The sequence below is a fragment of the Caulobacter sp. CCG-8 genome (assembly GCF_037402475.1).
Taxonomy (GTDB): Bacteria; Pseudomonadota; Alphaproteobacteria; order Caulobacterales; family Caulobacteraceae; genus Caulobacter.
On sequence record NZ_JBBEUD010000002.1, the window covers coordinates 305,579 to 315,992 of the forward strand.

Below are 10,414 nucleotides of genomic sequence, written 5' to 3' on the forward strand. Positions count from 1 at the left end.
GCTCAACTGAAGAAACTGCGGGCCTTGGCCAGCGCGCTCACGAACGCGTCGGCCTCGTCCAGGGTGTTATATAGGGCGAAGGAAGCGCGGGCGCTCGACGTGACGCCGAACCTTTTCATCAGGGGCTCGGCGCAGTGGGTGCCGGCGCGGACGGCCACGCCGTAGCGGTCCAGCACCTGGGCCACGTCGTGGGCGTGGGCGCCCTCGACCACGAAGCTCAGCACCGCGCCCTTGCCCGGGGCCGTGCCCAGGATCCGCACGCCGTTGACGCCGTCCAGCTGACCGACGACCCGCTGGTAGAGCGCGTGCTCGTGGGCCAGCGCGGCGTCCCGATCAATCGTGTTCAGCCATTCGATGGCCGCGCCCAGGCCGACGGCCTCGAGGATCGCCGGGGTGCCGGCCTCGAAGCGGTGCGGCGGGTCGGCGTAGGTGATGGCCTCTTCCGAGACCGAGCCGATCATCTCGCCGCCGCCCTGGTACGGGGGCAGCGCCGCCAGGCGCTCGGCCTTGCCGTACAGCACGCCGACGCCAGTCGGTCCGTAGAGTTTATGGCCGGAGAAGACGTAGAAATCGACGTCCAGGGCCTTCACGTCGACCTTGCTGTGGACGATGGCCTGGCAACCGTCCAGCAGCACCGGCGCGCCGGCCGCATGGGCCAGGCGCACGATCTCGGCGGCCTCGTTGATGGTGCCCAGCACGTTCGACATGTGGCTGATGGCCACCATCCGGGTGCGCTCGGACAGCAGGCCCTTGTAGGCCTCCATGTCCAGGCGGCCGTCGTCGGTGACGGGCACGAACCGCAGGACCACGCCGTAGCGCTGGCGCAGGAAGTGCCACGGCACGATGTTGGCGTGGTGCTCCATCTGCGAGACCACGATCTCGTCGCCGGCCTTCAGCGAGCGGCCGAAGGTGTCGGCCACCAGGTTGACCGCCTCGGTGGCGCTCTTGGTCCAGACGACCTCCGACGGCTCGGCGTTGATGAACCGGGCCACGGTTTCGCGAGCGTTCTCGTAGGCTTGCGTCGTTTCGTTGGCCAGGGTGTGCAGGCCGCGGTGGACGTTGGCGTAGCTGGTGCGGGCCAGGCCGGTCATGGCGTTCAGCACGGCTTCGGGCTTCTGGGCGCTGGCGGCGCTGTCCAGATAGACCAGCGGCTTGCCGTGCACCTGGCGGCCTAGGATCGGGAACTGGGCGCGGATCGCCTCGACGTCGAAGGCGGGCGCGAAGGGCGTGTCCAGGGCCATTACGCCGCCCTCCCCAGCTTGGCCGCGACCCAGGCGGCGGCGATGTCGCGCGCGCCCTCGTGCTCGATGCGCTCGACCACCTCGCCCAGGAAGGCCTGGGTCAGCATGGCCTTGGCTTCCAGCTCGGGGATGCCGCGCTGGCGGGCGTAGAAGACCTGCTCGTCGTCCAGGGCGCCGATGGTGTTGCCGTGGGCGCACGAGACGTCGTCGGCGAAGATCAGCAGCTCGGGCTTGGCGTCGACCTCGGCCCGGTCCGACAGGATCAGGGCGTGGTGGCCCATGCGGGCGTCGGTCTGGTCGGCGCCGGGCTGGACCACGATCCGGCCCTGGAACACGCCGCGCGCCTGGTCGTCGACGACGCCCTTGGTCAGCTGGCTGGTGATCCCGTCGACGCCGCCGTGGGTGACGACGGTGGTCTGGTCGGCGTGGCGCTGGTCGGCCAGCACATAGACGCCGTCCAGCCTGACGTTGGCGTGGGCGCCGGGGTGGTTGATGCGGGTCTCGATCCGCTGGCGGCGGGCGCCGGCGGTCAGGACGGTCTGGTTGAAGACCGCGCCGGGAGCCAGATCGACTTCGGCGGTGACCACGTCGATCGCTTCCGCGTGGTCGTCGATCAGCACGATCCGCTCGACGCGGGCGCCCTCGCCCACTGCGATGTCCAGGGTGACATCCGAGAAATAGCCGCCCGCTCGGCACTCATGGCTTTCCAGCAGGACCAGGGTCGTGTCGGGCTCGACGACGATGGCGTAGGCGGCGGCGTGGGCCGTGCCTTCGCTGGCCGAGACGAAGCGCAGGGCCACCACGTCGCCCGCGCCGCTGGTCGCGGCGTGGCGCTGGCGGCCGTTGACGAACAGGATCTCGTCGGCGGCCAGGCCGTCGAATGGACCGGGCGCGACGTCGCCGTCCACCGCCGGCGAGGCGGGCGGGACGGCGCGGATCAGGCCGCGCAGGTCGGTCCAGCGCCAGTCTTCGTCGCGGCGCGACGGCAGCTGGGTCAGGTCGCCGGTCTTGAGGGCGGAGGCCAGGCTCATCAGGCGGCCGCTCCGACGTACTTGTCGTAGCCTTCGGCTTCCAGCTGCAGGGCCAACTCCGGCCCGCCCGAGGCGACGATGCGGCCGGCGGCCAGCACGTGGACGCGGTCGGGTTTGATGTAGTCCAGCAGGCGCTGGTAGTGGGTGATGACCAGCATGCCGCGATCGGGCGCGCGCAGGGCGTTGACGCCTTCGGAGACGATCTTCAGGGCGTCGATGTCCAGGCCCGAGTCCGTCTCGTCCAGGATCAGGAACTTGGGCGAAAGCATCGCCATCTGCAGGATTTCCATCCGCTTCTTCTCGCCGCCCGAGAAGCCGACGTTCAGCCCGCGCTTGAGCATGTCGAAGTCGATCTTCAACGCCGCGGCCTTTTCCTTGGCCAGCTTCAGGAAGGCCGGGGCGGCGATCTCGTCCTCGCCGCGCGCGCGGCGCTGGGCGTTGAGGGCGGTGCGGATGAAGGTCAGGGCCGGAACGCCCGGGATCTCCAGCGGATACTGGAACGACAGGAACACGCCCTTGGCGGCCCGTTCGTTGGGCTCCAGCGACAGCAGGTCCTCGCCGTTCAGCGTGGCCGAGCCCTCGGTGACCTCGTAGCCGCCGCGGCCGCTCAGCACGTACGACAGGGTCGACTTGCCGGCCCCGTTCGGCCCCATGATGGCGTGCACCTCGCCGGCCGGCACCTCGAGGGTGACGCCCTTCAGGATCGGCTTGTCTTCGACGCGGGCGTGGAGGTTTTCGATCTTAAGCATGGGTCTCGTTGATCTTCTTGAGCGCCGCAACAGCGAAGCTCGTGGGTTGGCCCGTCAGGATCGGAGCCTCCCATTCGTGACTAGGGTCTTCCACGGCGAGCCGGAGAAGATCGGTAAGCAGGCGGCGTTGCTCGCTCGGATCAAGCAACTCGCCGTTCAGAAAATCGCGACTTGCGGTCACGACAGATGCATCGTTTGACCAGGCCCCGTTGCCGGCGGCATTGGCCAGTTGGCGCACGTATTCATATTGCTCGCCGTCGAGGCCAAACCGCTCGCCGCCGACGAAGGTCTCGATCACTTCGATCTGGCCCTCGATGGCGGCGTTGAACAGCGAAAGTTCCTCGGCGGGAATCCAGTATTCCTCGTGCTCCCTGCCGCCCACGACCTTGCGGTCGTAGCCGGCCAGGAACTCTGCCGAGACGTCGGAGCGGGTGACGTAGCCGCGCTTGTCGTCGTTGTGGACGGCGTTCCAGTCGCGGGCGATCTGCGCCGCGTAGGCCTGGTTGGTCACCGGATAGAAGATCGGCTGCTCGGGCAGGCGCGGCGGGAACGCCTTCCAGCCCGAGGCCTCGATCAGCTTCAGTTCGGCCGAACCGACGGGACGATAGAGGGTGACGGTGCTCACGCGCCCTCCTCGCCGCTCAGCGGCTCCAGCAGTTCGATGCGGTTGCCGAACGGGTCGTCGACATAGATGCGGTCGTAGCCTTCCAGTGGCTCGTCGTCCTTCAGGGCGAAGCCGCCGTTCGACAGCTTGGCCTTCAGCGCCGGCAGGTCGCTCACCAGCAGTCCGGGGTGCGCCTTGCGGGCCGGGCGGAAGTCGGCCTCGACGCCCAGGTGGATCTTCAGGCCGCCGTCCTCGAACCAGCAGCCGCCGCGCCGGGCCAGGTGCTCGGGCTTGGGCGTCTCGGGCAGGCCCAGGACGTCGCCGTAGAACCGGCGCGCAGCGTCCTCGCCGCCCGGGGGCATGGCCAGCTGCACATGGTCGATGGCGACCAGGCTCATCCCACGCTGCCTTCCAGGCTGATCGCCACCAGCTTCTGGGCCTCGACCGCGAATTCCATGGGCAGTTGCTGCAGCACGTCCTTGACGAAGCCGTTGACCAGCAGGGCCACGGCCTCCTCCTGCGAAAGGCCGCGCTGCTGGCAATAGAACAGCTGGTCGTCCGACAGGCGGGTCGTCGTGGCCTCGTGCTCGAACACCGAATGGCCGTTGCGGGCCTCGATGTACGGGACCGTGTGGGCCGCGCAGGTCTTGCCGATCAGCAGGCTGTCGCACTGGGTGAAGTTGCGCGCGCCCTTGGCTTTCGGGTGGGCGGAGACCAGGCCGCGATAGGTGCTGGTCGACTTGCCGGCGCTGATGCCCTTGGCGACGATGCGCGACTTCGTATTGGCGCCCAGATGGATCATCTTGGTGCCGGTGTCGGCCTGCTGGTGGCCGTTGGTCACGGCGATCGAGTAGAACTCGCCCGAGCTCCCCTCGCCGCGCAGCACGCAGGACGGATACTTCCAGGTGATGGCCGAGCCGGTCTCGACCTGGGTCCACGACACCTTGGAACGGTCGCCGCGGCAGTCGGCGCGCTTGGTCACGAAGTTGTAGATGCCGCCCTTGCCGGTCTCCGGATCGCCCGGATACCAGTTCTGGACGGTGGAATACTTGATCTCGGCGTCTTCCAGCAGCACCAGCTCGACCACGGCGGCGTGCAGCTGGTTCTCGTCGCGCATCGGGGCCGTGCAGCCCTCCAGGTACGAGCAGTAGGCGCCCTTGTCGGCGATGATCAGGGTCCGCTCGAACTGGCCGCTGTCCTTGGCGTTGATGCGGAAATAGGTCGACAGCTCCATCGGGCAGCGCACGCCCGGCGGGATGTAGACGAACGAGCCGTCGCTGAAGACCGCGCTGTTGAGGCAGGCGAAATAGTTGTCCGACGTCGGCACGACGCTGCCCAGGTACTGCTTGACCAGTTCCGGATGCTCGCGGATCGCCTCGCTCATCGAGCAGAAGATGACGCCGACCGCCGCCAGCTCCTTCTTGAAGGTGGTGACCACGCTGACGCTGTCGAACACCGCGTCCACGGCGTAGCGCGGCGCGCCCTCGACGCCGGCCAGCACGGCCTGTTCCTTCAGCGGGATGCCCAGTTTCTCGTAGACGGCCAGGATCTCGGGATCCACCTCGTCCAGGCTCTTGGGCCCGGCCTTGGTGGAGGGGGCGGCGTAGTAATAGCTGTCCTGGTAGTCGATCTTGGGGAAGTCGACCTTCGCCCAGGTCGGTTCTTCCAGCTCCAGCCAGCGACGATAGGCCTCCAGACGCCAGTCCAGCATCCACTGGGGCTCGTCCTTCTTGGCCGAGATGAAGCGCACGATGTCCTCGGAGAGGCCCTTGGGGGCGAACTCCTGTTCGATATCGGTCGTGAATCCGTGCTCGTACTTCTCGAGCGACGCGACGGTATCAATGGTCTCTTTGACCGCGGCCACTACGCCACCTCCCGGCGCCGGGCGCCGATACGCGAATAGGCGGCGAGCCAGGCGTCGCCGCAGGAAATCCAGTCTTGCTCGGTCGTGGCCCAGCCGCCGCTGACACGCAGGGCGAACGGAGCCAGGTCCGCCCGGCCCATGGCGTCCACCACGCGGCTGGCCTTGACCTTGCCCGAAGAGCAGGCGCTGCCGGCGCTGACCATCACCCCCGCCAGGTCCAGGTTCATCACCTGGATTTGCGAGGCGAAGCCCTCGGCCGCCAGACAAAGGGTTTGGGGCAGACGCCCAAAGCGCCCTTGGGCGCCCTCCCCGAGCACGACCGCGCCGACGGCCTTGACCCGTTCGGCCAAGGCGTCGCGCCATGTGCCTTGATTGGCCATCGAGGGCAAGTCGCGAGCCGCCGCCTCGGCGGCCGCGCCGAAGCCGGCGATCCCGGCGACGTTCTCGGTGCCGGCCCGACGGCCGCGCTCCTGGCCGCCGCCGTGTTGCTGGCGGACGATCGTGGCGCGGGTGCCGGCCACCAGGGCGCCGACGCCCTGCGGTCCGCCCAGCTTGTGGGCCGACAGCGCCATCGTGTCGGCGCCGAGGGCGGTGAAGTCGATGGCGATCTTGCCGGCGGCCTGGACGGCGTCGACGTGCAGCCAGCCGTCGGCCGCGCGCACCAGGGCCGAGGTCTCGGCGATCGGCTGGATCACGCCGGTCTCGTTGTTGGCCAGCATCAGGCAGACCAGGGCCCGGCCCTCGTCGCTCAGGGCCTCTTCCAGCCAGTCCAGGCGCGCGACGCCATCGGCGTCCAGCGGCATTTTCTGGACCTGCAGGCCTGAGGCGGCGGCGGTTTCGAGGACGGCGTCGTGCTCGCCCTCGCTGACGATGACGCGGTTGAAGCCGGCGAAGGCGGCGCTGCCGATGGCCAGGGCGTTGGCCTCGGTGCCGCCGCTGACGAAGGTGACCGAGCCCGGCACGACCCCGACCAGCTCGCCGACCTGCTTGCGGGCGGTCTCGACGATGTCGCGGGCTGCGCGGCCGCTGGCGTGCACCGACGACGGATTGCCCGCGGTCTCGAAGGCGCGCAGCACCGCGTCCCGCGCCTCGGGGCGGATCGGGGCGGTGGCGTTGTAGTCGAGATAGATCGAGGGCTTGGTCACGCCGCCGCCATCTCCCCAGCTCTTGCCTTGAGGGCGCGCTCCCGCAGCGTGCCGTCCAGCACGTCGGCGACCGACACGCTGGCCAGGTAGCCGTGGATCTGGCGGCCCATCTCTTCCCACAGGTCGTGGGTCAGGCATTGGGCGCCGCCGGCCATGCAGCCCTTGGCGGCGGTCTTGCCGCCCTTGGCGCCGATCGCGACGCCGCAGCGGGTGGCGCGCAGGGGCTCGTCCACGGCCAGGACGATGTCGGCGATGGCGGTGTCGCGGGCCTCGCGGGCCAGGCGATAGCCGCCGCCGGGGCCCCGGGCGCTGACCACCAGGCCCTTGCGGCGCAGGCGGGCGAAAAGCTGCTCGAGATAGGAAAGCGAGATCTGCTGGCGCGCGGCGATCTCGGCCAGGGCGACGGCGCGCCCTTCGGCCTGGTCCTGCTGGCGGGCCAGATCGGTCATGGCCATGACCGCGTAGCGTCCCTTGGTGCTCAGGCGCATGCGCCTTATCTCCTTGCGGATTCCCCGCGCATCGGCTTAGGCGTGTGCTACAAGCCGCGACTTCGCGACGAGGCTCTTGCGAAAAGACCGAGCCGCGCGGTGCGGATTTAGGAAGACCAAGCGCAGTGGTCAAGTATTCCTTCGCCCTTCCGGGCCCAGGAACGCGGCCCCGTCGCCCCTTTTTGGATAGGGACCTTGAATGCCTGACGTGATTTTGACCGGAGCTTCGGGCCGCATCGAGGGCCGTTATTCGCCGGGCAAGACCGACAACGCCCCGATCGCGCTGATCCTGCACCCGCACCCCAAGGCGGGCGGGCACATGAACCACCCGGTCTCGGTGCAGCTGTACCACCTGTTCATGAAGCGCGGTTTCGCGACCCTGCGCTTCAACTTCCGCGGCGTGGGCCGCAGCCAGGGCGAGTTCGACAGCGGCATCGGCGAGCTGGCCGACGCGGCCACGGCCCTGGACTGGCTGCAGTCCAACAATCCCGCCGCCGCCCAGACCTGGGTCGCCGGCTACAGCTTCGGCGCCTATATCGGCATGCAGCTCTTGATGCGCCGTCCGGAAACCGACGGCTTCATCTCGGTGTCGCCGCCGACCAACATGTACGACTTCAGCTTCCTGGCCCCCTGCCCGGCCTCGGGCCTGATCCTGACGGGCGCGGCCGATACCGTCGTGCCGCCGGTCGAGGTCGAGCGCGTGGTCTCCAAGCTGCGCACCCAGAAGGGCATCGTCATCGACTACGAAGTCGTCGACAAGGCCACCCACTTCTGGGCCGAGCACCTGCCGTCGGTCGAGAAGAGCGTCGGCGACTATCTGGACAAGCGCCTGGAAGCCAATCCGATCCCGTAGGCCCTGGCGCCGGTTAAGGCTCGCTGATCGCGAGTTACCGGTACCATAAAGCTTGCGATCCTGGACAACTCACCGTCATTCTGCGTCGAACGCTGTTCGCGGAGGATGACGGTGAGCCAGACCATACGGCCGTTCCTGATGTTCCAGAACCAGGACGCCGAAGCGGCGATGACCTCGTACGTCTCGCTGTTCCCCGACGGGGAAATCCTCGACATCGAACGCTACGGCGCCGCCGGACCCGGTCCCGACGGCACCGTGATCCGCGCCCGCTTCCGGATCGGCGGCCAGGAGGTCTTCGTCTCCGACAGCTTCGTGAAGCACGCCTTCGGCTTCACCCCCTCCTCGTCCCTGTTCGTAGACTGCGGCTCGGAGGCCGAGGTCGAGCGCCTGGCCGCCGCCCTGGCCGAAGGCGGGGCGGTGCTGATGCCGGCGGGCGACTACGGCTTCAGCCGGCGCTTCGCCTGGGTGAACGACCGGTTCGGGGTGTCCTGGCAGTTGAACCTGGCCTGACATCGTTCTTCGAACCTCCTATATATTCACCATCTGAGGAATTTCTGGATGGCGGGCATGCACTACGACATCGTGATCGTCGGCGGGGGAGCCGGTGGGCTGGAACTGGCGGCGCGGCTGGGACGCAAGCTGGGCCGCAAGGCCGGCAAGGAGCGCGTCCTGCTGATCGATCGTTCCAGCTTCCACATCTGGAAGCCGACCCTGCACGAGGTGGCCGCCGGCACGCTGGACACCCACCAGGAGGGGCTCTCCTACTCGATCCTGGGCCGCGCCAACCATTTCAGCTTCCTGCTGGGCGAGCTGGACAGCTTCGACCCGGTCGCCAAGCGCCTGAGCCTCAAGCCGATCCTGGCGGAAGGCGGCAAGGTGCTGGTGCCCGAGCGTAGCGTGACCTTCACCTGGGGCGTGCTGGCGATCGGCAGCGGCAGCAACCTGTTCGGCACCCCGGGCGCCGACCAGGCCCACCTGCTGGAACGCACCGAGGACGCCGAGGTCTTCCACACCCGCCTGCTGGCCGCCTTCATGAAGGCCTCGTTCTCGGCCGAGAAGACCATGAGCGTGGCCATCGTCGGCGGCGGGGCCACCGGGGTCGAGCTGTCGGCCGAGCTGATCGAGGCCCATCGCGAGCTGCTGGGCAGCCTGGGCAGCGAGCAGCGCTTCCGGCTGGACATCGCCATCGTCGAGGCCGCGCCGCGCATCCTGGGCGGCCTGCCCGAGAAGATCTCCGACCAGGCCACCGTGGCCCTGGAGCGCAAGGGCGTGCGGGTCCACACCGGGGCCAAGGTCGTCGCCGTCCATCCCGACCGGCTGGAGACCAGTCAGGGCGACATCCCGGCCGACCTGATCGTCTGGGCGGCGGGCGTGAAGGCCGCGCCCGGCAACACGGCCTACGGGCTGGAGACCAACAAGACCAACCAATTCGTGGTCAACGACCGGCTTGAGACCTCGGCCCCCGACGTTTGGGCCCTGGGCGACTGCGCCGCCGTGCCGTGGGTCGGGACGGAGGGCAAGGAAGGCAGCATCGTACCCGCCCGCGCCCAGGCCGCCCACCAGCAGGCCAGCTACCTGGCCAAGGCCCTGATCGCCCGCCTCGGCCAGCGCCGGGTCGAGGCACCGTTCGTCTACAAGGACTTCGGCTCGCTGGTGTCGCTGGGCGAGAACCGGGGCGTCGGCGCCCTGATGGGCGGGCTGGGCGGCCCGAACTTCTTCGTCGAGGGCCTGATCGCCAAGTGGGCCTACATCTCGCTGCACCTGGACCACCACCGGGCGATCATGGGCACGCCCAAGACGATCGTTCTGGCCCTGGCCCGGCTGCTGCAGCAGCGGGTGGCGGGGCGGCTGAAGCTGCATTGAGCGTGCAGGATGCCTGACGATGACTCCCTCCCCCTTGTGGGGAGGGTGGCGGCGAAGCCGACGGGTGGGGCCTGCTGACTCGTCTTGCTGACTCATCAAACCCCACCCGACCCTGGCTCCGCCAGGGCCACCCTCCCCACAAGGGGGAGGGACAGGTCGTCGTGCTCGGCGCCCGCGAGACAAAGCTCAGCGAAATCAACACCCTGGACTTTTTCGACCAAACTTATCCTCCCCCTTCCAGACGCCCGCATAATGCTCCCACCTCGACGCGGGAAAGGGCGCATGGCCAGCGACCGATGCGGCGGCGGGGGGCGATCGAGCGGGAAGCTCTGTCGGCGGTCCGAGAGGATCAACTCCATCCATCTGGTGCCGGCTGGGCTCGGAACACGGATACAGCGTTGGATGGAGGCCGATTGAGCAGCAGGCGGGCGGTGAGACGCTCGCGGTCCGGGACCGGGTGTCGTTGACCTGGCCCGCCCGTCGGAGGCTTCAAGGCGGCGAGGTTCGAACAGAACTCGGCGCCGCCGCGCTTCCGGATAACGACCGCGCGGAGCGATCGGGCTTCGTCGAAACGGT

At 68.7% G+C, this 10,414-nt stretch carries 11 protein-coding genes; 3 read left to right on the forward strand and 8 right to left on the reverse strand.

Annotated features, from left to right (window positions below):
• Positions 1-2: 2 nt before the first annotated feature.
• From WAE60_RS02950 to WAE60_RS02985, 8 genes are read right to left on the reverse strand one after another with little or no spacing between them, the layout of a single operon-like run.
• Entirely contained in the window at positions 3-1,241 is a 1,239-nt protein-coding gene (locus WAE60_RS02950; RefSeq protein ID WP_337684893.1) for a cysteine desulfurase, read from the reverse strand.
• Positions 1,241-2,272 (reverse strand): Fe-S cluster assembly protein SufD, encoded by a 1,032-nt coding sequence (gene sufD, locus WAE60_RS02955; protein ID WP_337684895.1) that lies wholly within the window; start codon positions 2,270-2,272, stop codon positions 1,241-1,243. The genes WAE60_RS02950 and sufD overlap by 1 nt, the downstream gene beginning before the upstream one ends.
• Complete coding sequence (gene sufC, locus WAE60_RS02960) at positions 2,272-3,021, reverse strand: Fe-S cluster assembly ATPase SufC (RefSeq protein ID WP_337684896.1); 750 nt, start codon at positions 3,019-3,021, stop codon at positions 2,272-2,274. The genes sufD and sufC overlap by 1 nt, the downstream gene beginning before the upstream one ends.
• Positions 3,014-3,646, reverse strand: a complete 633-nt coding sequence (locus tag WAE60_RS02965; RefSeq protein WP_337684897.1) for a hypothetical protein — start codon at positions 3,644-3,646, stop codon at positions 3,014-3,016. Before WAE60_RS02965 ends, sufC begins: the two co-directional genes overlap by 8 nt.
• A complete protein-coding gene (locus tag WAE60_RS02970) occupies positions 3,643-4,023 on the reverse strand; it encodes a VOC family protein (RefSeq protein WP_337684898.1) in 381 nt (126 codons plus the stop codon). The genes WAE60_RS02965 and WAE60_RS02970 overlap by 4 nt, the downstream gene beginning before the upstream one ends.
• Positions 4,020-5,489, reverse strand: coding sequence for a Fe-S cluster assembly protein SufB (sufB, locus tag WAE60_RS02975; RefSeq protein WP_029917293.1), 1,470 nt, complete (start codon positions 5,487-5,489; stop codon positions 4,020-4,022). The genes WAE60_RS02970 and sufB overlap by 4 nt, the downstream gene beginning before the upstream one ends.
• A complete protein-coding gene (locus WAE60_RS02980; RefSeq protein WP_337684899.1) occupies positions 5,489-6,634 on the reverse strand; it encodes a cysteine desulfurase family protein in 1,146 nt (381 codons plus the stop codon). The genes sufB and WAE60_RS02980 overlap by 1 nt, the downstream gene beginning before the upstream one ends.
• Positions 6,631-7,122 carry an Rrf2 family transcriptional regulator gene (locus tag WAE60_RS02985; protein ID WP_337684900.1) on the reverse strand — a complete coding sequence of 164 codons (492 nt, stop codon included), beginning with the start codon at positions 7,120-7,122 and terminating at the stop codon, positions 6,631-6,633. The genes WAE60_RS02980 and WAE60_RS02985 overlap by 4 nt, the downstream gene beginning before the upstream one ends.
• A 199-nt stretch (positions 7,123-7,321) precedes the next feature.
• Between WAE60_RS02985 and WAE60_RS02990 the strand changes: the two genes are divergently transcribed.
• The 3 genes from WAE60_RS02990 to WAE60_RS03000 all read left to right on the forward strand — a co-directional run bounded on the left by WAE60_RS02990 (position 7,322) and on the right by WAE60_RS03000 (position 9,838).
• Positions 7,322-7,975 carry an alpha/beta hydrolase gene (locus tag WAE60_RS02990; RefSeq protein WP_029917296.1) on the forward strand — a complete coding sequence of 218 codons (654 nt, stop codon included), beginning with the start codon at positions 7,322-7,324 and terminating at the stop codon, positions 7,973-7,975.
• Between the two features lie 105 nt (positions 7,976-8,080).
• Entirely contained in the window at positions 8,081-8,485 is a 405-nt protein-coding gene (locus tag WAE60_RS02995) for a VOC family protein (protein ID WP_337684901.1), read from the forward strand.
• A gap of 57 nt (positions 8,486-8,542) precedes the next feature.
• Positions 8,543-9,838, forward strand: a complete 1,296-nt coding sequence (locus WAE60_RS03000) for an FAD-dependent oxidoreductase (protein WP_029917298.1) — start codon at positions 8,543-8,545, stop codon at positions 9,836-9,838.
• Positions 9,839-10,414 lie beyond the last annotated feature (576 nt).

Excerpts from the sequence above, each read along its gene's own strand:
- WAE60_RS02950 (WP_337684893.1), bottom strand. The coding sequence starts at position 1,241 with ATGGCCCTGGACACGCCCTTCGCGCCCGCCTTCGACGTCGAGGCGATC.
- sufD (WP_337684895.1), bottom strand. The coding sequence starts at position 2,272 with ATGAGCCTGGCCTCCGCCCTCAAGACCGGCGACCTGACCCAGCTGCCG.
- sufC (WP_337684896.1), bottom strand. The coding sequence starts at position 3,021 with ATGCTTAAGATCGAAAACCTCCACGCCCGCGTCGAAGACAAGCCGATC.
- WAE60_RS02970 (WP_337684898.1), bottom strand. The coding sequence starts at position 4,023 with ATGAGCCTGGTCGCCATCGACCATGTGCAGCTGGCCATGCCCCCGGGC.
- WAE60_RS02985 (WP_337684900.1), bottom strand. The coding sequence starts at position 7,122 with ATGCGCCTGAGCACCAAGGGACGCTACGCGGTCATGGCCATGACCGAT.
- WAE60_RS02990 (WP_029917296.1), top strand. The coding sequence starts at position 7,322 with ATGCCTGACGTGATTTTGACCGGAGCTTCGGGCCGCATCGAGGGCCGT.
- WAE60_RS02995 (WP_337684901.1), top strand. The coding sequence starts at position 8,081 with ATGACGGTGAGCCAGACCATACGGCCGTTCCTGATGTTCCAGAACCAG.
- WAE60_RS03000 (WP_029917298.1), top strand. The coding sequence starts at position 8,543 with ATGCACTACGACATCGTGATCGTCGGCGGGGGAGCCGGTGGGCTGGAA.